General features: G+C 62.7%; 18 protein-coding genes. 13 read left to right on the plus strand and 5 right to left on the minus strand.

Annotated elements, in window-relative coordinates; translation table 11 throughout:
• The first annotated feature begins 158 nt into the window (after positions 1 to 158).
• The 5 genes from A4A58_RS25925 (at position 159) to A4A58_RS25945 (ending at position 7652) form a co-directional block, all read left to right on the plus strand.
• Positions 159 to 1652, plus strand: a complete 1494-nt coding sequence (locus tag A4A58_RS25925; protein WP_068737657.1) for a caspase family protein — start codon at positions 159 to 161, stop codon at positions 1650 to 1652.
• Positions 1653 to 1876: 224 nt separating this feature from the next.
• Complete coding sequence (locus tag A4A58_RS25930) at positions 1877 to 2533, plus strand: OmpA family protein (RefSeq protein WP_068737975.1); 657 nt, start codon at positions 1877 to 1879, stop codon at positions 2531 to 2533.
• 230 nt (positions 2534 to 2763) lie between these two features.
• A complete protein-coding gene (locus tag A4A58_RS25935) occupies positions 2764 to 3627 on the plus strand; it encodes an efflux RND transporter periplasmic adaptor subunit (RefSeq protein ID WP_068737977.1) in 864 nt (287 codons plus the stop codon).
• On the plus strand, positions 3627 to 6737 hold the full coding sequence (locus A4A58_RS25940) for an efflux RND transporter permease subunit (RefSeq protein WP_068737659.1): 3111 nt from the start codon (positions 3627 to 3629) through the stop codon (positions 6735 to 6737). The genes A4A58_RS25935 and A4A58_RS25940 overlap by 1 nt, the downstream gene beginning before the upstream one ends.
• Positions 6738 to 6746: 9 nt before the next feature.
• A complete protein-coding gene (locus A4A58_RS25945) occupies positions 6747 to 7652 on the plus strand; it encodes an efflux RND transporter periplasmic adaptor subunit (protein ID WP_068737661.1) in 906 nt (301 codons plus the stop codon).
• A 15-nt stretch (positions 7653 to 7667) separates the two neighbouring features.
• Here the strand turns inward: A4A58_RS25945 and A4A58_RS25950 are convergent, their stop codons facing one another.
• On the minus strand, positions 7668 to 8534 hold the full coding sequence (locus A4A58_RS25950) for a caspase family protein (protein ID WP_068737663.1): 867 nt from the start codon (positions 8532 to 8534) through the stop codon (positions 7668 to 7670).
• A 350-nt stretch (positions 8535 to 8884) separates the two neighbouring features.
• Here A4A58_RS25950 and A4A58_RS25955 point away from each other — a divergent pair, with 350 nt between their 5' ends.
• The 4 genes from A4A58_RS25955 to A4A58_RS25970 all read left to right on the plus strand — a co-directional run bounded on the left by A4A58_RS25955 (position 8885) and on the right by A4A58_RS25970 (position 13630).
• On the plus strand, positions 8885 to 10621 hold the full coding sequence (locus tag A4A58_RS25955; RefSeq protein WP_068737669.1) for a hypothetical protein: 1737 nt from the start codon (positions 8885 to 8887) through the stop codon (positions 10619 to 10621).
• A gap of 114 nt (positions 10622 to 10735) precedes the next feature.
• A complete protein-coding gene (locus A4A58_RS25960; protein WP_068737979.1) occupies positions 10736 to 11461 on the plus strand; it encodes a thermonuclease family protein in 726 nt (241 codons plus the stop codon).
• Between the two features lie 53 nt (positions 11462 to 11514).
• Entirely contained in the window at positions 11515 to 12366 is an 852-nt protein-coding gene (locus A4A58_RS25965; RefSeq protein ID WP_086937149.1) for an LssY C-terminal domain-containing protein, read from the plus strand.
• Positions 12367 to 12451: 85 nt separating this feature from the next.
• Positions 12452 to 13630, plus strand: coding sequence for a pyridoxal-phosphate-dependent aminotransferase family protein (locus A4A58_RS25970; RefSeq protein WP_068737671.1), 1179 nt, complete (start codon positions 12452 to 12454; stop codon positions 13628 to 13630).
• Here A4A58_RS25970 and A4A58_RS25975 read toward each other — a convergent pair.
• From A4A58_RS25975 to A4A58_RS25990, 4 genes are all read right to left on the minus strand, one after another.
• On the minus strand, positions 13627 to 14892 hold the full coding sequence (locus A4A58_RS25975) for an MFS transporter (protein WP_068737983.1): 1266 nt from the start codon (positions 14890 to 14892) through the stop codon (positions 13627 to 13629). The two genes, A4A58_RS25970 and A4A58_RS25975, sit on opposite strands and share 4 nt — an antisense overlap.
• Positions 14893 to 14979: 87 nt before the next feature.
• Entirely contained in the window at positions 14980 to 15636 is a 657-nt protein-coding gene (locus tag A4A58_RS25980) for a PRC-barrel domain-containing protein (protein ID WP_081422069.1), read from the minus strand.
• A 59-nt stretch (positions 15637 to 15695) separates the two neighbouring features.
• A complete protein-coding gene (locus A4A58_RS25985) occupies positions 15696 to 17900 on the minus strand; it encodes an amylo-alpha-1,6-glucosidase (RefSeq protein ID WP_068737673.1) in 2205 nt (734 codons plus the stop codon).
• Between the two features lie 75 nt (positions 17901 to 17975).
• A complete protein-coding gene (locus A4A58_RS25990; protein ID WP_068737675.1) occupies positions 17976 to 19742 on the minus strand; it encodes an ABC transporter ATP-binding protein in 1767 nt (588 codons plus the stop codon).
• 17 nt (positions 19743 to 19759) lie between these two features.
• Between A4A58_RS25990 and A4A58_RS25995 the strand changes: the two genes are divergently transcribed.
• The 4 genes from A4A58_RS25995 to A4A58_RS26010 all read left to right on the plus strand — a co-directional run bounded on the left by A4A58_RS25995 (position 19760) and on the right by A4A58_RS26010 (position 23743).
• The gene (locus A4A58_RS25995) at positions 19760 to 20044 is read left to right on the plus strand and encodes a hypothetical protein (protein ID WP_139069949.1); all 285 of its coding nucleotides are present in this window, start codon (positions 19760 to 19762) and stop codon (positions 20042 to 20044) included.
• Positions 20045 to 21109: a glycosyltransferase family 4 protein gene (locus A4A58_RS26000; protein WP_068737683.1), complete on the plus strand. Its 1065-nt coding sequence runs from the start codon at positions 20045 to 20047 to the stop codon at positions 21107 to 21109.
• A gap of 187 nt (positions 21110 to 21296) precedes the next feature.
• A complete protein-coding gene (locus tag A4A58_RS26005; protein ID WP_068737685.1) occupies positions 21297 to 22880 on the plus strand; it encodes a Na+/H+ antiporter in 1584 nt (527 codons plus the stop codon).
• Between the two features lie 113 nt (positions 22881 to 22993).
• Complete coding sequence (locus A4A58_RS26010) at positions 22994 to 23743, plus strand: glucose 1-dehydrogenase (protein ID WP_068737686.1); 750 nt, start codon at positions 22994 to 22996, stop codon at positions 23741 to 23743.
• The last annotated feature ends 123 nt before the right edge of the window (positions 23744 to 23866 follow it).

A 23866-nucleotide genomic window follows, 5' to 3' on the forward strand; every position in this document is an offset into this window, starting at 1 on the left:
ACGCCCGACGCGTGGTGAATTGACGCGATAGCTGGCGCCCACACAGCACGTTGACAGCCGCGATCACGCCGGTTTGATAATGCGAATGGCGTGGATTAGTGTCGTTGCGGCGCAAGCCGCAGCTTGGACAGCGCCCTCAAGTGTGGACCGGTTTCATTATGAAAATGCGCATTGCTCTGATCGCTCTCCTGACGTTTGCCGCCACGCCCATCCGGCAGGCCTCCGCCGCGGAAGATCGGACCCACCGGATCGCACTGGTGATCGGCAATGCGAAATATCCGGACGCCGAGGCTCCACTCAAGGAGCCCATCAACGACGCCCGCGACGTCGCCGCCGAATTGAAGCGTGACGGATTTGAGGTCGATACCGGGGAAAATCTCGGCGGCGATGGCATGCGCCGGGCGCTCGACAAATTCTACGGCAAGGTGAAGCCCGGCTCGGTAGCCCTGGTGTTCTTCAGCGGCTTCGGCATCCAGTCCGCGCGCCAGAGTTACATGATCCCGGTCGATGCCCAGATCTGGACCGAGCCCGACGTGCGCCGCGACGGCTTCAGCCTCGAGACCGTGCTGGGCGAGATCAACGGCCGCGGCGCCGGCGTCAAGATTGCGCTTTTGGACGCATCCCGCCGCAATCCGTTCGAACGCCGGTTCCGCAGCTTCTCCGCCGGGCTTGCTCCGGTGATCGCACCAAGCGGCACGCTTGTGATGTATTCGGCAGCTCTGAGCTCGGTCGTCAGCGATGGCGGCGGCGATCACGGGTTGTTTGTCAGCGAGTTGCTGAAGGAAATCCGGGTTCCAGATCTCACCGCCGAGCAGACGCTGAACCGGACCCGCGTCAGCGTCACCCGGGCGTCGCGCAGCGAGCAGGTGCCGTGGATTTCTTCGTCGCTGGCAGAAGACTTCTCTTTCATAGCGGGAACGCGCCCGGCATCGGCCGCTGTGGCGGAAGCCAAACCGGCCGATCCAGCGCCGGCTGCGACACCGCGCCCCGCTGCTGTGGCCAAGCCGGAAGTCGTCGCCGCAGCTCCTGCACCTGCACCTGCTGCACCCACGCCGGCAGCTCCAGCAGCGCCTGCGCCGGCCGCGGCACCGACTCCTGCCCCCGCCGTCGCCGCCGAAGTTCCCCGCGACGAAAACAAGATCTTGCTGGCGCTGGCGGAGGATCCGACCGTCAAATCGCTGAACGTCAAGCTGACCGATAATCCGGAAGACGCCGGCGCGCTGTATCGCCGCGGCCAAGTCTACGCCAGCAAAGGCGCCTATTCCGCTGCGATCAAGGATTTCGACGCCACGATCAAACTGAATCCCAAGGATGTCGAGGCCTACAACAATCGTTGCTGGGCGCGCACCGTGACTGGCGATCTCGCCGCCGCGCTCAAGGACTGCAACGAAGCCCTGCGCCTGCGCCCGAATTTCGTCGATGCGCTGGACAGCCGTGGCCTGGTCAACCTCAAGAACGGCCAGAGCAAGAATGCGATTGCGGATTTCGACGCTGCGCTGAAGATCAATCCGCAGCTGACCTCATCGCTCTATGGCCGCGGCCTCGCCAAACATCGCCTTGGCCAGACGGCTGAAGGCGATCTCGACATCACCAATGCCAAGGCCATGGACCCGGACATCGTCAAGGAATTTGCCGGCTACGGCGTCCGATAGAACGGCGTGCGATAGCACGGCATCCGGCGATCCCCAGAGGTCACCAGGATTTCGCAGGAAAGTCGCAAGAAAATCGTAGGAAAGTCGCAAGCCCGGTTTGAACCTGCGGCGCGCGAGCGGACACTATTGATGGCAAGCCGGAAGCCATCCTGAAGCGATCCGGCACCAGATTTTGTTGGATTTGATTCAAGCGCGTTTCGCGCGACTAAATGAAGGATGCACCCATGCCGAACACATCCGCACGCCCCGGCTTCAAGGCACTTCGCACGATCGCCATGATCAGCGTCGCCCTGTCGCTGACCGCAGGCATCGCTGCCGCAGCCGAGGAAGTGACCTCCGACCAGATCCTGCGCGCATTGGCGCCGAAGAAGCCGTTGACCCGCGGTCTGTCGATGACGCCGCCGGCCGAGCCGGCCGTCAACGCCGCGGAAGGCAAATTCGTCGACTCCCTTCGCAATCGCAGCACGCGGTCGCTGTCGATCGGCGAGCGCGAGCAGATCGCCGCTGTCGCCCAGACCAAGCCGGCGATCGATCTGGAAATTACCTTCGACTACAACTCGGCGAATATCAGCAAGAAGTCGCTGTCCTCAGTGCAAGCCCTCGGCAAGGCGCTGAGCAGCGAAGACCTCAAGGGCGCGACCTTCGTGGTCGCCGGCCATACCGACGCCGTCGGCGGCGAAGAATACAACCAGGATCTCTCCGAGCGCCGCGCTGACGCCATCAAGCGCTATCTGACGGACAAATACGGCATCGCCGGCGCCGACCTCGTCACCGTCGGGTATGGCAAGGGCAAGCCGAAGGCCGGCGTTGCGCCGACGGACCCATCGAACCGCCGCGTTCAGGTGGTGAACATGGCGAACAAGACCACCGCGTCCCAATAAGGCTCGGTGGTACCTTCGAGCTTGCTGCGGATTGCCGCACCACAGCGTTCCGCGCCACGCGGGACGCTGTTTGCTGTGGTGATCGCGGATATCCTGTATAGATTGCCCCGACCTGCCGCCGCACCGATCGAATGCCCCTGGTGCTCCGTAATACCAAGTGGATCGATCTCGCAATGAAGGCTTTTGCCTGCTTCTCCCCCTCTCTCGCATGTCTGTCGCTGGCGGCCACCATGGTCGCAACCACCTCTATCGGCTTCGCCGCTGAACCCGCACCCGCCGGCTCCGCCTCGCCGAATGGCGCCATGGTGATCGTTGCCAAGGCCACCAATGCCTGCTTCTCCGATCTCGTGCGGGTGACCGGCTTCGTGGTGCCGCGCCGCGAAGCGGTAGTCGGCGTAGAGACCGAAGGTTCAAAGGTCTCCGAAGTGCTGGTCCGCGAAGGCGACACCGTCACCGAGAACCAGGAACTGGCCCGGCTGATACCGCCGCCGACGGCAGGCAATGCACGCCCGAATCCTGTGACGCTGCGCGCGCCCGCGGCAGGTCTGATTACCTCCGTGAACACCATCGTCGGCGCACCGGCCTCGCCGCAGGCCGGGCCGATGTTCAGGATCGCCATCAACAACGAGCTCGAGCTCGATGCAGAAGTGCCGAGCATCCACATCCTAAAGCTCAACCCCGGCGTCACGGCGCGGATCAGCCGCGACGATCAACCCGATATTTTCGGCAAGGTGCGGCTGGTGTCGCCACAGATCGACCGCGTGACGCAGCTGGGCCATGTCCGGCTATCGCTGGCCAGCAACCCGTCGCTCAAGGTCGGTGTCTTCGCCCGCGCCAGCATCGACGCCAAGCGCAGCTGCGGCGTCGCGATCCCGCGCTCGGCGATCGAACACTTCACCGTGCAACTGGTGAAGGGCAATACCATCGAGACGCGCCGCGTGAAGGTCGGGCTGGTGTCCGACACGTCGGTAGAAATTCTCGAAGGCGTGGAGGTCGGCGACATCGTAGTCGCCGATGCCGGCACATCACTTCATGACGGCGACAAGGTCCAGACCATGTTCGTCGATGACCTCGATCGATCGCGGGTGCGTTAATGGCAATGAATATCTCGGCATGGTCGATCCGCCATCCGCTTCCGTCCATCGTCTTCTCGATCATTCTTCTGGTGCTCGGTTGGATCAGCTTCACCAAGCTGGCGATCACGCGGCTACCGAGCGCGGACATTCCGGTGATCTCGGTCGCCGTCTCGCAATTCGGCGCGGCGCCCGCGGAACTTGAAGCGCAGGTGACCAAGACCATCGAAGACGGCGTCTCCGGCGTCGAAGGCGTGCGGCACATCTCGTCGTCGATCACCGACGGCCTGTCGGTCACGACGGTGCAATTCGCGCTGGAAACCAATACCGACCGCGCGCTGAACGACGTCAAGGACGCCGTGACGCGCGTTCGCGCCAATCTCCCCCAGAATGTCAACGAACCGCTGATCCAGCGCGTCGACGTGATCGGCCTACCGATCGTCACCTATGCTGCGATATCGCCGGGCAAGACGCCGGAGCAGCTGTCGTGGTTCGTCGACGACGTGGTGAAGCGCGCATTGCAGGGCGTGCGCAACGTCGCGCAGGTCGAGCGTATCGGCGGCGTCGAGCGTGAGATTCTGGTGTCGCTCGATCCCGACCGTTTGCAGGCCGCAGGCCTTACCGCCGTCGATGTCTCCAGGCGTCTGCGCGGCACCAATGTGGACCTTGCCGGCGGCCGCGCCGAAATCGGCAAGAACGATCAGGCCATCCGCACACTGGCCGGCGCCAAAACCCTGAATGAACTCGCCGGTACCATGATCAGCCTGCCCTCCGGCGGCGAAGTGCGGCTCGAAGACCTCGGCACCGTCACCGACACCATCGCCGATCGACGCACCTTTGCGCGCTTCAACGGCGAGCCCGTGGTGGCGCTGGGCATCAAGCGCTCCAAGGGCGCCAGCGACGTGGTTGTCGCGGCGGCCGTTCAGAAACGCATCGATGCGCTGAAGGCCTCCTATCCCGATGTCGATCTCAAGCTGATCGATACGTCGGTGGACTTCACCAAGGGCAATTATGAAGCCGCGATCTCGACATTGTTTGAGGGCGCGGCGCTTGCCGTCATCGTCGTGTTCTTCTTCCTGCGCGATCTGCGCGCCACAGTCATTGCGGCGATCTCGCTGCCGCTGTCGATCTTCCCGGCCTTCTGGGCGATGGACCTGCTCGGCTTCTCGCTCAACCTCGTGAGCTTCCTCGCCATCACGCTCTCCACCGGCATTCTGGTCGACGACGCCATCGTCGAGATCGAGAACATCGTGCGGCACATGCGGATGGGCAAATCGCCCTATCGCGCGGCGTTGGAAGCGGCCGACGAAATCGGCCTCGCCGTGATCGCCATCAGCCTGACCATCATCGCGATCTTTGCCCCGGCGAGCTTCATGTCGGGCATCGCCGGACAATTCTTCAAGCAGTTCGGCATCACCGTCTCGGTGCAGGTGTTCTTCTCGCTGCTGGCGGCACGCTTCGTCACACCTGTGCTGGCGGCCTACTTCCTCAAGGATCACAAGCACGACGATCCACCGCCGGGGCGCCTGCTGCAAGCCTACAACAAGCTCGTGACCCTGTCGGTGAAGCGCTACTACGTGACGGTTCTGTTCGGTCTCGCCGTCTTCGCACTGTCGATCTGGAGCATCCAGCTGCTGCCGCAGGGCTTCCTGCCGGCCCAAGACACGGCGCGTTCGCTGATGGCGATGGAGTTGCCGCCGGGATCGCAGCTCGCTTACACCGAAAAGGTCACCGAAGACATCGTCGCGCGGCTCCGCAAGCGACCTGAAGTGAAGAGCGTGTTCGTCGATGGCGGTCACGTCCCGCCCGGCACTTATGAAGTGCGGCGTGCAGCTCTGATCATCAACTACACCCCAAAGAGCGAACGCGACAGCGCACATACACAGCGCCTGCTCGAACTCGAGATCAGCAAGGAACTCGAAAGCGTTCCGGATATTCGCTACTGGTTCCTCGACGAAAACGGGCTGCGCGCCATCTCGCTGGTGGTGACCGGCACCGACAGCAATATCGTCGCCAATGTCGCCAGCGAACTGGCGACGCAGATGAAGCGCATTCCACTGATCTCCAACGTGATCTCGGAAACTTCGCTGGATCGTCCTGAGCTGCGCGTGCAGCCGCGTGCCGATCTCGCGGCACGGCTCGGCGTCTCCACCGAGAGCCTGTCGGAAACCATCCGCGTCGCCACCATCGGCGACGTCGGCCCGGCCCTGGCGAAATTCGATGCCGGCGATCGCCTGGTGCCGATCCGCGTGCAGCTCGAAGACACGGCACGCGCCGACTTCCAGATCCTCGAACAATTGCGGGTACCACTTGGCGGCGGGCGCGGCGGCGTGCCGCTATCCGTCGTTGCCGACATCAAGCTCGACCAGGGACCGACCAGCATCAACCGCTACGATAGAGAACGTCAGGCCACCGTGGCCGCGGATCTCGTGGGCACCGCCGCGCTCGGCGATGCCCTGAAGAAGATCTACGAACTGCCGGTCATGAAGAGTCTGCCGAAGAATGTCAGTGTCAAGCAGTCCGGCGACGCCGAAAGCCTGAACGAACTCGCGGATGGTTTCGCCACCGCGATCTCGGCAGGCCTGATGATGGTCTATGCGGTGCTGGTGCTGCTGTTCGGCACTTTCCTGCAGCCGATCACCATCCTGTTCTCACTGCCCCTATCCATCGGCGGCGCGATCCTGGCGCTGCTCCTGACGGGCAAGCAACTGACGACGCCTGTCTGGATCGGCATCCTGATGTTGATGGGCATCGTCACCAAGAACGCCATCATGCTGGTGGAATTTGCAGTGGAAGCCATTCGCGAAGGCAAACCGCGAGAGGTCGCGATCATCGATGCCGGCATGAAGCGCGCGCGGCCGATCGTGATGACCACCGTTGCCATGGTCGCTGGCATGATGCCGTCCGCGTTGGCCTTCGGCGCCGGCGGCGAGTTCCGCTCGCCGATGGCGCTTGCTATCATTGGCGGGCTGATCTTCTCGACGGCGCTGTCGCTGCTGTTCGTGCCGGCGATGTTCATGATGATGGACGATGTCGGACAATTGGCATGGCGCTTCGGGCGCAAGCTGCTGGTGTCGAGCGGCGAGGAAGACCCGCAGAACGGTCAACCACCCGCCGTCCCGCACAAATAGGCAAATGCAATGACCCTGTCCGTCGCATCTTCCAAGCGAACCACCACATGGGCCAGATTGCTGGTCGCCGCATCACTCTGCGTGTTCACGCAGCCGGCTCTGGCCGCCGACGATCCTGCTGATGCCCCGAAGGGTGCAGCAGTGACCGTGCTGACCGCCGCGAAGTCCTGCTTCTCCGCGACCGTCGAAGTCTCCGGCATCCTGATCCCGCGCGAGGAAGTCTCGATCCGTCCCGATCGTCCGGGCCTCAAGGTCGCAGAGGTCATGGTCGATGCCGGCGAGAACGTCACCGCGGGCCAGATTCTCGCACGCCTGACGCCGCCCGAAGGCGGCTCGCTGCAAGTTCAGGCGACGGTTGCAGGATTGGTCAGCGCCTCGTCCGCCGTGATCGGATCACTCGCATCGGCCAAGGGCGAGGCTCTTTTCAGCATCATCGCGCGGAGCGAGTTCGAATTCATCGGCCAGGTGCCGACGCGCGACCTGCCGAAGCTGAAAGTCGATCAGCCGGTCAGGGTCAAAGTGATCGGCGCTGGAGAGCTGGACGGTAAAGTGAAACGCGTCGCCTCCACTGTGGAGCCCAACAGCCAGCTCGGCCAGGTCGTGGTCTCGATCACCTCGGCCCGGCGGCTGATGAGCAATTCCTACGCGCGTGCCATCATCAAGACTGGCGAAAGCTGCGGCGTCGCAGTGCCACTGACCGCCGTTCTCTACAGTGCCGGCGGGACCGTCGTGCAGGTGGTCCGGCGGCAGCGCATCGAGACGCGCCGCGTCGAGATCGGGCTGATGTCGGGCGGACGCGTGGAGGTACGCGAAGGTTTGAGCGATGGCGATGTGATCGTCGCGCGGGCCGGCGCATTGCTCCGCGAAGGCGATCCGGTTCGGCCGGTGATGGCGAACGCAGACGCTAAAAAATAATCGCGACGGGGAAGTTTAGCTGCCGGCTTTGGCCGTTGCGCTGTCACCGAGCAGGATGTCCTCAACGAGCGACGACGACACGGCAGGAACCTGCTCACCGGCGGTCGCACGGCTGACGGCAACGCGGGTGTTGGTGAAGACGGACTCGGCACTCGCCGGCTTGGCCTTCATATTCTTCAAGAGTTCAGTGGCGAGCAGGCTGTTCTGACCATCCACATCGTCGGCAACCTTGCCCGGTGTCGCCGAGGTCAGGATCAGCGTATTCTCCGGCACGTCGATCGGCGCGAGACCACGGGAGTAACCGCGGAAGCGACGCTCATAGGGATTGCGCCGGGACGCATCCAGCACGACCAGCTTGGCCTGGGCACCCTGCTCCTTCATGATATCGAGAACGGCCTCGACGCTCATGCCGTCGCGGCGGATGTCACGCTCTTTCCAGATCGCGGCATCGACCGGGATCATATAGCTCTGGCGGCCAACCTGGACGCCATAGCCACCGAAATACAGCATCACGACGGTTTCAGGTTTGATCTTCGCCTTCAGGCGCTCGACAGCGCGGGTCATGTCATCGCGGGTCGCGTCTTCCACCACATCGACGTCGAAACCGTCGCGGCGGAGTGCGCTCGTCATGGCACGTGCATCATTGATCGGCTGGCTCAGCGGCGCGCCAGCGTCGGGGTAATGACCGTTGCCGATCACCAGCGCGATGCGCGACGCCTTCGTCACGGGATTGATCGTCCCGGTCACCGTCTCGGCCTGTGCGGCTTCCAGCGAGCGCTTGTTCAGCGCGGCATTGGCGCCAAGCACCAGCGAGACCAGACCGACAAAGGCTGCGGCCACGGTGATCGAGCGACGGGATACGCGAAACTGCCGTACGTTCATAACGTCATTCCTGCTCATCGTTCAGGCGCAACCGTGGGTCGCGCGAACGTCGAAATAGGTTTGAAGGGATGCCAAACCAATGAGTATTAAATGCGCTCAATTTGCGGCATCGCAGCAAACTGGTTGTTAACCCGTCGGGCCCACCCGGGCAACCGGTAAAGGTCGGGATTTAAGACAGGGTTACTGACTGACCGGGCTAAGGTCTTGAACGGGCTTGCGCTTCACGCAATTGTAATCCCGACCGATTCGTGCAAGTTTTCAAAGACTTGCAGGTGTCGGGAGGCGATTGCGCCGCAGCAGCGGCGGGCGGTTTTCGAAGCGTGCGCAGGGGCCGCACTGAAAGAAACCTTATGGGTGTGACTTATTTTGCCGGCGCCGCATACCACGCGCTGACTGCCAGCAAGGACGGCCCGTCGCTTTACGACCTCTGCGACCCCCTCTTCCACAAGCACACCGGCGGCGACGCCCATATCGTCAAGTTCTACAAAACTGCGCTCGGCAATCCTGCGCTCCGTCCATTGCTCTGTCGCGCCGGCCTGCCCGAATTGCGCGATCCTGCCCGGTTCAAGGCAGTGCAGCAGGCCCTGACAGCGGCGCGCGATGAGGCCAATCCCGATTGGGATGCCATCGGCCGTCCTATCGCCGAGCTGCTCGACACCGTCACCCTGAGCCATCCGGCGCCGAAACCCGTGGCCGCTTCAGCGCAGGCACCGACGCTCGGCGAAATCGACGATGTCATTCGGGCGTGCGGCGCGCATCTGCTGCGCTCGTTCGACCGCAACGGGTTCATTCCCACTTACGCGGCGTTCAACCTGATCGGCGATCCCGACATGCATGGCCGCGATTTCCTGATGGCCCTGACCGGGCTCAATTCGCGCGGCTACAAGAACTCGACACTGCTGTTCACCCTCGCCCGCATCTTCATCGCGCGGTCGCCCGCCGGAAAGCTCATCAACCCGCCGTGGACCGGAATTGCCGAACCCATGTGGGAGCCGGTGCAAATCAGACATCGCTCGGCCTATTACGATGCCTTCTTCACCGAGGCGCTGCTGAGCTTTGGCGACACCGGGCTGCCGTCGCCCGACCAGACGACATCCTCGCGCCGCGCTATCGATGCGATGGTGGAGTTCTGCCTGACCACCAGCCGCGAGGACGTCCGCGCGCATGACGGCACGACGGTCAGCGTGGTCACCGCGCTGGCGCCGCCGCCGCATCCGCGCTTCAGCCGGCTCTTCGCGCAGATCAAGCAGGACCTCGGCTTCGGCATCTATGTGCCGGACTGTGACACCACCGCCTGCTCGTTCTCCGCCGCCACACAGGCCGGCTCGACCGATCCGATCCTCGATCAACCCCTACTCGACTTCTATGCCGGTTATCAGGTCGGCAACGGCAGCAACGAGCCGATGGTCACCGTGCCGCTCAACGACCACATCGACTATGACGGCGCCATCGTCACCTGGATCGACAACCTCGCGGGCGAACGGCCCTATGGCAACGACCTCGACCCGACGCTCAATCTCGACGTGCTCGAAGTGTCATTCCGAAATCTGGTTCGCTGGAAAGTCATGGAGACGCCGAAGCGGCTGGAAACACTGCAGCGGATCATCGGCTTCCAGCGCCGCCTCGTGGCATCAGGTGCCTTCGCCGATCCGAAATCGCACATCTATTATCTGCCAGAACTCTACAGCGCCTATTTCGGCCGCTGCTATGCGGCTTTCCGTGAGCTACCGGCCGCAACACAACAGGCCATCGATACCGACGGCACGTTCGAATTCATCCGCCTGCGTGTGCTCGCTTATGTGCAGGGCGAGTTGATCGCGCGCGAGATGAATAGCTTCGATGCGGCACTCGCACTGATCGCGCTCGGACATCTCGGCGGCGAGCTCGCGCATTTCGCACCTGCGCTGCGCTGCATCATCACGGCAACAGGCGAAGGCGGCCGCAAGGGTCCGTTCAAGGCCTATGAATGGAACAAGATGAAAACGCCAACACGGATTCTCGTCGGCGGTCCCGAAGTGACCTCAGCCTTCGTGCTGATGGGTCTTGCGCTGGCGCGGCGGAGAATGATGAACGGCCACGCCGCATAGTTCATCGCGCGAAGTTGAAGGTATGAAGGGGCGACCGTGCTGGCATGCGCGGCGAAATGCCCGCACTGTCTCCGGATTGTCGTCATGATTTTGCAATCAAACGGTTCGATGCGCATGTTCCGCACCTTCTCTCTTTTTGTCGCGATGCTTTGCATTCCCGCACTGGCACAGGCCGCCGACGTGACCGGCGTGCCGAAGATCCGCGATGGCGACCAGATGACCATTGGCGCGACCCGCCTCCGGCTCGCCGGCATCGATGCGCCGGGCCTTGACCAATTATGCCTGAATGCCGCTGGCGAGCGCTGGACCTGCGGCGTCGCGGCACATGAAGCGCTTGTTGAACATGCCGGCGACAAGAGCTGGACCTGCCACGTGCTACGGACCGATCGCTTCGGTCGCTCGGTCGCCAAATGCGAGGTGGACGGCGAGGACATCAGCCAATGGATGGTGAAGAGCGGCTGGGCGCTCTCCTATGTGCGCTTCTCGCATGCCTATGATGCCGACGAGAAAGCCGCACGTGAGGCCAAGGCCGGACTTTGGGCTGGCGCGTTCTTTGCGCCCTGGGACTGGCGCGTACGCAACAAGAAAACCACCATTCTCGGCTCGGTCAAGCCTCCGGAGGATGCCTTGCCGATCCTGCTGGCCTCGGCATCCGGCCACGTGGCGCCGTCTCCAGCCTGCCGGATCAAGGGCAACGTCAACCGGGCCGGCGTCTGCATCTACCACACGCCCGAAAGCCGCTGGTATGCCAAGATCAGCATGCGGATCAGCAAGGGAACACGCTGGTTTTGCTCTAAAGAAGAGGCCGAAGCCGCCGGTTGCCGCGAGACCCGACGATGACATCGTGGCGCTGACGTGGCAGGTTCCCCGCTCAGATTCGATCGAGCGGAACCGTGGCTGACCTGCAGACGGATGTCATTGCGCAAAAACAACGCCGCAGCCGGACATTCCGGGCGGCGCGGCTGACCCTGCTCGCTTTGATCATCTATGGCGGCATCGCCTATCTGTTGCTCCCGGAGCTCTGGACTCATTACGAGCACCAGAAGAGCCTTGCCGGATTGCCGATGACGACGATGACCGCGCAAGGTATTCCCGGCGACCCCATCAATGTCGGCCTGATCGGCGACAAGAAGGACGTGCTGTGCGCGATGCATGCTGCCGGCTGGTATCCTGCCGATCCCATAACTTTACGCTCGTCCCTGGAGATTGTCGGCAGCGTCTTGCTCGACCGGCCCTATCGCGATGCACCGGTGAGCCCGCTGGTTTATCTTGGCCGTCGCGAGGATCTCGCTTTCGAGAAGCCGGTCGGCAACAGCGCTGATCATCGCCACCATATCCGGCTCTGGAAGGTACTCGACAAGGGGCAGGAAGATCGCCCGGTCTGGCTTGGCGATGCGACTTTCGATCGCAGCGTCGGGATCAGCAAATACACCGGCGCGATCACGCATCACATCGCCGCCGATATCGACGCCGAGCGCGCGGTGCTCGCGGGCGACCTCGAAAAGGCCGGCATGGTCGAGGCCAAATATCAGGTCACCGGAATCGGCCCAACCGTCGCCGGCCACAATGGCGGCGGCGACCTGTACTACACTGATGGCGAAGTCTGGATCCTGCGGCTGGTGGTCGCCTGCGCCAAACACGACGGCCCTCCCGAGACGATCCCGAGCCCGGCGGCGACCGAGATCAAGGACCAGATCTTCCAGGCCATCGCGAATGTGATCGGGCGTGATGCGCTGACTCACTAAGCGTCAAATTCAAACCACCTCACACGCGCTTTGATTTCGCGCTGCGCCATGGCACCATGGCCGAAAATACCAATAAGGATTGAAAATGGTCGTTCGTGCAGGTCGTGAATTTCTCGCCATCCCCGGCCCCACCACGATGCCAGACGAAGTATTGCGGGCGATGCATCGTCCGCCGCTGGATATCTACTCCAAGGAAATGGTGCAGCTCACATTCGGGCTGCTGCGCGATATCGGCACGTTGTTCGCCACTAAAGGCAACACCTATATGTATATCGCCAACGGGCATGGTGCCTGGGAAGCGACGCTCAGCAATGTGCTGTCGCGCGGCGACAAGATCCTGGTGCTGGAAAGCGGGCGTTTCGCGGTCGGCTGGGGTCATGCTGCGCGCGCCATGGGCGTCGACGTGCAGAGCCTGAAGGGCGACTGGAATCGCGCCATTCGTCCTGCCGAGGTTGAAGCAACGTTGCGACAAGACACCAAGCACGAGATCAAGGCTGTGCTTGCAGTGCAGATCGACACGGCGTCAGGCGCGTTCAACGACATTGAAGCCATCGGCAACGCGATCAAGGCCGCCGGTCATCCCGCATTATTCATGGTCGACACCGTGGCGTCGCTCGGCTGCATGCCGTTCGAGATGGATGCATGGGGCATCGATGTCGCCATGTCCGGCTCGCAGAAAGGCCTGATGACACCCCCTGGCCTCGGCTATGTCGCCGCGAACGATCGTGCGCGCGAAGTGCACAAGACCGCGAATCTGCGCACGCCCTATTGGGACTGGACCGAGCGCGACGGCGACGAGCACTACCGGAAACATTCGGGCACCGCGCCGGTGCACTTGATGTTCGCACAGCGTCAGGCCATCGACATGCTGTTCGACGAGACGCTGGTCAACGTGTTCCAGCGCCATCGATTGCTGGCGGAAGCCGTCCGCCGCGCCGTTGCAGTATGGGCCGATGGCGGCGTGCTGAGCTTCAACATCACCGAACCAAAAGAACGCGGCAACACCGTCACCACGGTGAAGATGGAGAATCCGACACCGCTTCTGGATTATTGCCGCGATAAATGCGGCGTCATTCTCGGCGTCGGCATCGGCGACCTGCACGGCAAAGCATTCCGCATCGCCCATATGGGCCATGTCAACGCGCCCATGATCCTCGGAACGCTCGGCGTGATCGAGATGGGATTGCAGGCGCTCGGCATTCCGCACGGCAAGGGCGGCGTCACGGCCGCGGTCAACTTCCTCGGCGAGAGCGTCGCGCCCTAAGGTCCGCCCTCAACCTCGCCGTGGTCGCGGCGGGTTTCCGGCATCACCAGCCAGATCAGCAACAGACCAAGCCCTGCGACGCAGGCCAGGCCGACAAAGGCAACCGGCGCGCCGAGCTTGTCGGCGACGAAGCCGGCCGTCACCGTGCTGAGCGACGCACCGATGCCGGTGGCGGTGCCGACAATGCCTTGCGCAAGGCTGAAGCGACCGCTGCCAAAGGCGATGTCGGCGACGATCAGCGGGATCATCACGCTGAACACGGCAGCAGTGACGCCGTCGAAGACCTGCACGGCGACCAGTGCAAACGGATCGGTGACCACGGCGAATAGCAATCCGCGGATCGCGAGCGCGGCGAAAGCGACCAGCAGCAGCGGCCGACGGCCCCATTGCTGCGCCTTTCGGCCGACCGTCGGCGAGGTCGCCGCAACGATGGCCTGCGGTACCACGATGCAGAAGGCGATCAGCGCCGGCGCCCAATCGGCCGAGCGTGTCGTGACGACACCAGCCATCAAAGGCAGCATCGCAGCATTGGCGAGCTGCAGCAGCAGCACAGCGCAGGCAAAAATCAAGAGCGGCTTCTGCCGCACCAGATCGCGAAAACGGATCGGCTTTTTGATCTCGGCTTCTTTGGTGCCGGCGCCATGCGCCTGTGCGGAATTGATCTCCTGAGGCCGAATTCGCGACAGCGCATAAAGCACCGGCAGCGCCAGCAAGAAGGTGACAATGAACACCGAGCGGCTGGACAGCAGATAGCCGCAAGTGCCCATGACGGCGGCAGCGACGCCATTGCCGAGCGACGCGAAGCGCGCATTGCGCCCCAGCCGTTCACCGATCCGCATCGGCCCGACCAGCCCGAGGCTGATAGCGGCGATCGCAGGGCCGAGCACGCAGCTCGCCATCGCATGCAACGTCGCTGCCGCGACGATGACAGGAAACACTGGCAGCGCGGCATAGGCTAGCGCGCAGCCGCCGATCGTCGCGACCGCGGCGCCGGCGACCAGCCGCGTCGAGCGCGCCGCATCGATGATCGCGCCACCCGGAATTTGGCCGAGCAGCGCGACGATGCCGCCGATGGACAGCACGAAGCCGATCTCGACCTGCGTCCATTTCTGCGTGGTGAGATAGACCGCAACGAACGGACCGAACCCTGTCTGCACGTCGGCAAGAAAAAAGATGAACCAGTCGAGCCCGCGCAGGCTCTGTTTCGACGGCTCCGGACTCCGCTGCGGCTCCTGCTGGCCCGGCTCGGACTCCGGCGCGATCCCCGGTGCGCAGGCGACCTCAGGCACCGCAGCGACGTCGTCGCGGCGGGAGAGGTCAGCTGCGCGTGTGGTCGCGTGAACCGCCAATTAGCGCTCCTGCATGGTGAGAGGCGGAAACCTCAGCGGCGTCAGTGTGCCGGACGCACCAAGCACGACGATGGGCTGATCGTCCTTGTATTCCGGCGCGGCACGCACCTGTTCGCGCGTGAGATCCAGCGTGATGCTGGCGGTCTTGTCGGCCACGTTCCAGAAATGCAGCGCACCCCAATCGACCACGATCTTGCGCGAGCCGACCCCGAGGAATCCGCCGAAGTCGATGACCGCGCCGCGGATCTGCCCGGCGCGATCGACAACCACGTCAGCTATACGCCCCATGTTCTCGCTGGCCGGGCTTCGCACATCGCGGCCGAGAATGCCCTTGGCATCGAAGGCATCGATCACCGTAACCGATGGCGGCTTGGCGACAGGCGCAGGAGGCGCAGGTACGGCTGCGTCTGGTTTTGACGCCGTCTGCGGGGCGGGCGGCGATGGCTGTTTTTCGGGTGCGGACGCGACCGGGGGCGGCGCTGCCGGCTGCACGGCAGCCGCATCAGGTGCGGGCGACGGCACGGACGGCCGCGCTTCAGGAGTGGATTTCTCTGACGACGCGGGCGGAGGCACAGGCGCGTCCGCCGCCTGGCACACGGCCACGGCGTTCAACGCCAACGCTACAGCCAATCCGGCAACGAGGCGAATTGCAGGCATCGAAACTCCCTCACTCACGCGTTTCGCTGATGGGCACGACCCCAGCGCCAGGCGACGCGTCAATGCGTCAATACGATCGATACCTGGATCTGACCGCGGGTTCGCAGAACTTCCAGCGACACATCGTTCTCGTGTTTGCGCAGGCAGAGATCGACGCTGGATTCGCCGAGCCGAAGATCACGCAAAATGACGTATTGCAGGAAAGCGGGTAGCCGCGGATTGCGGAAACGAATCTCGCCGCGCGCGACATCGAATTCTATTCCTAGTGCTGCCTCGAGCAGAGTATACGGCGTTGCGCTGGCCCAGGCCTGCGGCGCGCAGGCCACCGGATACAAGGTCGGGCCGCGGCGTTTTTCGCGCTGGAAGCCGCAGAACAATTCCGGCAATCGTCGCAAGTCCATATAGGCCGCGGTGTCGAACAGGCCCTTGAAGACGGCCTCGACCGAATGCTTCAGGCCATAGCGCGCCAGACCGAGTGTGATCAGCGCATTGTCGTGCGGCCAGATCGAGCCGTCATGATAGGACATCGGATTATAGCGCGCCTCGCCGCGCGCAATGGTGCGAATGCCCCAGCCGGTGAAGAAATGCGGGCGCATTAGGTCGGCGGCGACCATGCGTGCACGGTCTTCACGGACGATGCCTGTGAACAGCAACTGTCCCGCATTGGAGGCACGAACCGCGCAAGGCATCTTCTTGCCGTCGAGCGCAAGCGCATAGGTGCCGAGTTCCTCGCACCAGAATGCTTCCTCGAACCGCGCAGCAAGTTGCTCCGCTTCGGCCTCGAGCTGCCGGGCCTTGTCGGGCAGGCCTATGCGCAATGCGAGACGCGACGCCAGATGCTTGGCGGCGAAGACATAGCCTTGCACTTCGGCCAAGGCGATATTGCCCTCAACGAGCTTTCCGTCGGCATGGAAGATGGCGTCATACGAATCTTTCCAGCCCTGGTTCTGAAGTCCCTGTTCGGTGGCGCGCTGATATTCGACGAAGCCATCCTTGTCGGGGTCGCCGGGACCATCGATCCATCCGAGGGCCGCCTCAACGGACGGCCACAGCTCGCGCAAGGTTTCATCATCGCCGGTGCGCTCGACATACATCCCTGCGAGCATCACAAAGAGCGGCGTGGAGTCGACGCTGCCGTAATATTGCGCGAACGGCACCTCACGCAGGGCAGCCATCTCGCCGCCGCGCATTTCGTGCAGGATCTTGCCGGGCTCGGCATCCGCAAGCGGATCGACCGACTTCGCCTGAAATGCCGCAAGCCGTTTCAGCACGCCGCGCGCCACGCGCGGATCGATCCACAACAGTTGCAGCGCGGTGATCAGGCCGTCGCGGCCGAATGTCGTCGAATACCAGGGAATGCCGGCATAGGGATATCGCCCCTGCGGCGTATTCGTCATCAGGATACTGAGATCGGCCATCGCCTGGCAGAGCACCTCGTTGAAAATATCATTCGAGGTCTCGACCGTCGCCGCACCCTTGCTGAAATTGCGCATCTCGCGGCGATGCGCGAGCAACCCACGAAAGAACGGCACAGGCTTGTGGCCGACCTCGGCGTTGCAACTGGCGGCAACGAACAGCGACGTCGTTTGCTGCGGCTTCAGCTCAAAGTGATAGGTCGCTGTATTGGCCGCCAGCCGCGTCGGGCGCGGATCGAAATGCACCATCGTGCTGAGCGGCCTGCCGTCGAGGCCGGTATATTCCAGCGCAACGTCACTGGGTCCGATCAGGCGGCTGGTGGCGATGCCACGATGCTTGCGTTTTTCGCCGCGCACCTCGAACAAATCTGCAAAGTCATTGTCGAAAGATAGCGTCAGATCGAAACTGGCACGGTGTTCGCCGTGATTTTGCAAGCCGATCCGCTGATAGGCTGCACCACGCCACAGGAAGAACGTGCGCACGATGTGCAGCATATCTTTCTGCAGCACGAGGCGGCCGTTGCGATAGATATCCGGATTGGTCAGATCGACGGTCAGCGACGAGTTGTCGTCGCGCAGATTCGAGCCGAGCAACAGCGGCTGAACGTCGTTCAGGGCCAATTCCAGCCGCGCGAGATAGCGCGTATCCGCATTGAACAGGCCATCCGGCCCACCCGCGGACGCACCGATGTCACCATGGCTGTCGAGCACCACAAACGTATCGTCGTGTTTGAGCGCACGCCTCGGGCGCGACGCAGGACCCGTCATCGGAATATAGAACGGTGATTCGACCGCTTTTTGATCGGCGATGGCGTTCAACTTGGCGGCGGCGGCGGCTTCGACAGGCATGAAAGACCTCGGCCGGTTGTGGGGTCAGGGCAGGCACGGAGACAGACGCAGCGCTGGCGCAGAATAGCTGAGTCGTCAGGCGGCATGCTGCGCAAGACGACTCATCTCCTGCGTCACCAGTTCCCGATACGGCCCCTGGGACTGCATCAGATGGTCCGGCTTGCCATCTTCAATGATCTTGCCGCTCTGCAGCATGACCACGCGATCGAAATTACGCAGCGTCGCGAGGCGATGCGCGATCGCTATCACCGTGCGACCACGCATCAGACGCGACAGCGCCTCACGGATCGCCTCCTCCGATTCACTGTCGAGGGCAGCCGTCGCCTCATCCAGCAGCAAAATGGGCGCGTCTTTCAGGAAGGCGCGTGCAATGGCGATGCGCTGGCGCTGCCCGCCGGACAGTTTGACGCCGCGGTCCCCTACCATAGTGTGAAGACCTTCCGGCAGCGTCTCGACGAAGTCGCAACGCGCCGAAATGGCTGCACGCAATACCTCGTCATCCGTCGCCTCGGGACGTCCATACCGGATGTTCTCCATGATGGAGCGATGGAACAGTGAGATATCCTGCGGCACCACGGAGATCGCATGACGCAGGCTGTGCTGGGTCACGCGTGAAATATCCTGGCCATCGACGGTGATGCTGCCATCCTGCACGTCGTAGAAACGCTGCAACAGCACGAACAGGCTCGACTTTCCTCCGCCGGACTGGCCGACAAGGCCAACGCGCTGCCCGGCATTGAGCCGCAACGTGAACTTGTCGAACACCTGCAGACCGCCGGGGTAACGGAACGAGATGTTATTGAAGGCGATCGCTGCGCCTGACTTCACCAGCGGCTCGGCCTCGGGATGGTCGCTAAGCTCATGGGGCACCAGTAATGTGGACAGCGCCTCGGACAAGCGCGCAACATGTTGTGTTACATCCACGAGCGCCACCGCAAGATCTCGCGTCGCGTGCAGAATCGAGAGACCGAGCGTACAGATCAGAACAACGTCGCCGGTACTGGCGCCGCCGCGTTGCCAGAGCGTGATCGCCCAGGCGAGCAGCCCGATCGTCAGCGCGACCGTGATGGCCGCATGCGTCAGGCGCAGACGCTCAAGATAGCGCAGGCTGCGACCACGGGCGTTGAGCTCGCGATCGACCGTTTCATCGAAGCGGTCATGCTCGAAGCTCAATCCGCAGAATGCGCGGACCAGCGGCATATTGTTGATGACATCGACCATTTCGCCATCGACGGCGGCCGCCTTGCTGGCGAAGTCGTCATGCAGTTTCTTGCCGGCCGCGGCCATCTTGAACATCATCACGACGACCGCGCCCGCCACGACTGTCAATCCCGCCGCCATCGGCAGGCTCACGGTTCCAATCAGCAGGATTGCCGCGAATGTCGCGACACATGGCGGCAACACGTTCCAGACAAACATGTTTTCGACGGTGAAGACGGCGTTGGATGTTGCCGTGATACGGCTGGTCAGCATGCCGGGCAGCCGATCCGAGAAGTAGCTCGGTGCGTGTCCAGTCAGATGGCGAAAGATATCGCGCCTGAGATCGCCGGTGACACCAACGAATGTGTAGCTCGCGGTCCAGCTGGCCACGCGCCACAGGAACATGTCTGCCGTAATCAGGGAGATCAGAACGCCAAATGCGATCCAGACAGCATTACCCGCTCCCGAAGGTCCCGATGAGAGGCCATCGACTAAAAATTTAATCCCGTATTGCGTGCCCACCGAACAGGCGACGGCAGCAAGCACGGATATCAGGATGACCAGATGCGATGCAGAACGCATCCTGATGTAGCGCATCACGAAAGCGAAAGGGCGATACGCATATCCGGAAAGACTGTCCATGTGATTGTCAAAACCCGTTGAATAAGAACAAGAATCTCGACGGACAGCGTCCCCGCCCGCTGATGGAGATGATGCCATCCCGAATTTCCCACGCTCTCGCCATCTCGGCGCAACATTCGGGCAGCATTAACACTCCGGAAACCGTGGTTGAACGTGATGGCATCAGCAAGACCACAGTGTGGACGAACTACGCAGATCACATAGGAACTTCGCAGATGCGAGAACGTTCCAGCTTCAGGCATATCGATACCGACACGTCATCGCTGAAGTTGTTCATCATTTCCAACATGGGAGATATGTAAATGCGCATCGCGCAAGTTGCTCCGCTGACAGAAGCCGTTCCGCCGAAGCTCTATGGAGGCACGGAACGGGTCGTGCACTGGTTGACCGAAGAGCTGGTGGCGCAGGGGCATGATGTTACGCTGTTCGCCAGCGGCGACTCTCAAACGTCAGGCAAGCTCGACGCCGGATGGCCGAAGGCGCTGCGGCTCGATGGCTCTGTCCGCGATCCCAACGCACTCCATATGGAAATGCTCGAGCGCGTAAGGCGGAAATGTGACGACGACGAATTCGACGTTCTGCATTTCCATCTCGACTACTATCCGTTCTCGCTGTTCTCCCGCCAACCCACGCCGTTTCTCACGACGCTGCACGGCCGCCTGGATCTGCCGGAGCATCAGCCGACCTTCACGACCTTCTCCAAGATTCCCGTGATTTCGATTTCGAATGCGCAGCGGCGCCCGGTACCCCAGGCGAATTTCGTGCGCACGATCTATCACGGCCTTCCCGAGAAGCTGCTGACGCCGCAACCCATCACGCCGAGCTACCTCGCTGTGCTCGGGCGTATTGCGCCCGAGAAGGGCGTCGACCGCGCCATCAAGATCGCCATCCGCGCCGGCATCCCGCTGAAGATCGCAGCCAAGATCGATCGCGCGGATGAGGACTATTACGAGCAGGTCGTCCGCCCGCTGATGGATCATCCGCTGGTCGAATATATCGGCGAGATCAGCGACCGGGAGAAGCCGGAATTCCTCAGCGGTGCCTATGGCCTGCTGCTGCCGATCGACTGGCCGGAGCCGTTTGGCCTGGTGATGATCGAATCCATGGCCTGCGGCACGCCCGTCATCGCGTATAACCGTGGCTCGGTGCCGGAGATCATCGACGAGGCTCTCACCGGCTTTATTGTCGAGGACGAGACCAGCGCAGTTGCCGCGGTGGGTCGTCTCACCGGCATGGACCGCACGGCAATCCGCAAGCAGTTCGAAAAACGCTTCACGGCCCGGCGCATGGCCCTCGATTATGTGGCCACCTACCGCAGCATGATGGAGCATAAGGCGCCGCTGCGGCTGGTCAGCAGCGCGGAGTAATCTGAAGCGCATAATAAGGCATCGAAGGGCGGCCCGTCGGGTCGCCCTTTTTGGTACTGGCCTGCTGCAAAATCATCGGCCCGCTGTACAGCCTGCGCGGCATTTGCAAGATAGATGACAGACATCAGATCACGGCATTGGCCCGAATCGACGTCCGACCGTTTTTCTCGCATTTCGACAGGCCCTCATGACCGCCGTTTCCCGCTTCGAAATTATCCTGCTGCTGATGGCTGTCATCGTTTTGCTCGACATGATCGCGCGGCGTTTTCAGCTCCCGCGCGCGGCTGCACTGATCCTCGGCGGCATCGGCTTCGCGCTGATCCCAGGCACCCCCGATGTCGAGATCGACCCCGAGCTGGTGCTCGTGCTGTTTTTGCCACCGCTTCTGATGTCGAGCGCCTGGTTCACCTCCTGGCGGGATTTTCGCGCCGATTTGCGCATCATCCTGCAGCTCGCCGTCGGCGCCGTCTTCTTTACCACCCTCGTGGTCGGCGTCGTCGCGCATTGGGTGATGCCGTCGCTGCCCTGGGCTGCCTGTTTTGCGCTCGGCGCCATCGTCTCGCCGCCGGATTCGGTGGCGGCCAAGGCCGTGCTGCAGAGCGTGCCGCTCCCACCGCGCATCATCGTGCTGCTGGAGGGCGAAAGCCTCGTCAACGACGCATCGGGCCTGGTGCTGCTGCGCTTCGCCATCGCGGCAGCGCTGACCGGCTCGTTCAGCGCCACTGCGGCCACCGTGAGTTTCTTCTCGGTCGCGATCGGCGGCCTGCTTGTTGGCATCGCATTCGCCTTCGCCGCCATCCTGGTGATCAAGCGCATCAAGGACATCGACCTCGCCATTGCATGGACCTTCCTGGTCGCCTGGATCTCCTATATCGCAGCGGAAAAGCTGCACGTCTCCGGCGTGCTGTCCACAGTCGCCTGCGGCATGATCCTCGGCTGGAAGCAGCACGAGTTCTTCGGCGCTGCGACGCGTACCCGCGCCACCGCAGCGTGGAGTGTCGTCGTGTTCGTGCTGGAATCTCTGGTGTTCATCCTGATTGGCCTGTCGCTGCGCGGCGTGCTGTATCGCCTCGGCGGCTATGACGCGCTGGTGGCATTGTTGCCGGCGACAGGCGCAATCATCGCCGCGGTGATCCTGGCCCGCTTCGTCTGGATGTTTCCCGGCACCTATCTGCCGCGCATGCTGATGCCGAGACTGCGTGCCCGCGACCCCGCTCCGCCATGGACGGTGCCGTTCATCATGAGCTGGGCCGGTTTGCGCGGCGTGGTCAGTCTCGCTGCCGCGCTGTCACTGCCGGAGCAATTTCCCGGCCGTGATGTGATCCTGGCGATCACCTTCGCGGTGATCCTGTTAACCGTCCTTGTCCAGGGCTCGACGCTGGCACCGATCGTGCGCCGTCTGATCAAAACCGAGAATGTCCGCACACCGCATCACTCGAAACTCAGCGAGGCGCAGGCGCGCGCGCGGGTCGCAACCGCGCAATTTTCTGCCGTCGAGAAGGCGTCGCGCAATGATGACGGTACACATCGCCATCCGCGCCTGTTCGAGCAGTATACCTATCGCAAGGGTGCAGCAGCGCGCTATGCCGAAGAGGCTGAGGCACTATCGCCACACCGCATCGACCATTACACGACGGTGCTGGCCGCCATCGAAGCCGGCCGTGCAGAGCTCCTGAAGATGCACCGCGAGGGCGAAATCCACGACAGTGTGCTGCATGCGATCGAGGAAGGCCTCGATCTCGAAGAAGTCAACGCAAGACGTTTCCTGTAGAAGCCACGCTTCCTCTAGCAGCCATTCGCTGTCGAGACTTCCCAGCCGCCATCACAGGCTCTAACGTTCATCGTTAAGCGCCGAACAAGGCGCGGCATCCGGGAGAAAACACCATGAGACTTCAAGGCCTGTCTACCATCGTCACCGGCGGCGCATCGGGCTTCGGCGCCGAGATTGCGCGCTCTTACGCCCGCGAAGGCGCCAAGGTCGTCATCCTCGATCTGAATGCCGATGGCGCGAAGAAGGTTGCGGCCGAGATCGGCGACAGCGCAATCGCCCTTGGGGGCAGCGTCACCAGCAAGGCCGATGTTGATGCCTCGGTGAAGCTCGCGGTCGAGAAATTCGGCAAGCTCGACGTCGTCGTCAACAATGCCGGCTGGACCTTTCGCAACAAGCCCTTGCTCGAAGTGACCGAAGAAGAATTCGACAAGGCGTTCGACATCAATGTGAAATCGATCTTTCTGATGACCAATGCCTGCGTGCCCGTGATGAAGAAGCAGAAGAGCGGCCGCATCATCAATATCGGTTCGACAGCCGGTGTCCGGCCGCGCCCGGGCCTGACCTGGTACAACGCCACCAAGGGCGCGGTGAACCTGATGTCGAAATCGATGGCCGTGGAACTTGCGCCCGATGGCATCCGCGTCAACTGCATCGCGCCGGTGATGGGCGAGACCGGCCTGCTGGAATCCTTCATGGGCGTACCCGATACGCCGGAAAACCGCGCCAAGTTCATCGGGACAATCCCGCTCGGCCGCATGTCGCGCCCCTCGGATATCGCCAATGCCTGCGTTTATCTGGCGGGCGAGGAATCCGAGTTCCTCACCGGCGTGATCCTGCCGGTCGATGGCGGGCGAACGATTTGAACCACAAGCTCGTCGTTCCGGGGCGCGCGCATCTTCGCGCGTGAACCCGGAACCTCGAAGTGGTGAGTCTCATATCGAGATTCCCCGCCACTCCAAGTGGAGTGGCTGAGGTTCGCGCGCGCA

The organism is Tardiphaga robiniae (assembly GCF_001618955.1).
In the GTDB taxonomy this organism is placed as follows: domain Bacteria; phylum Pseudomonadota; class Alphaproteobacteria; order Rhizobiales; family Xanthobacteraceae; genus Tardiphaga; species Tardiphaga robiniae_A.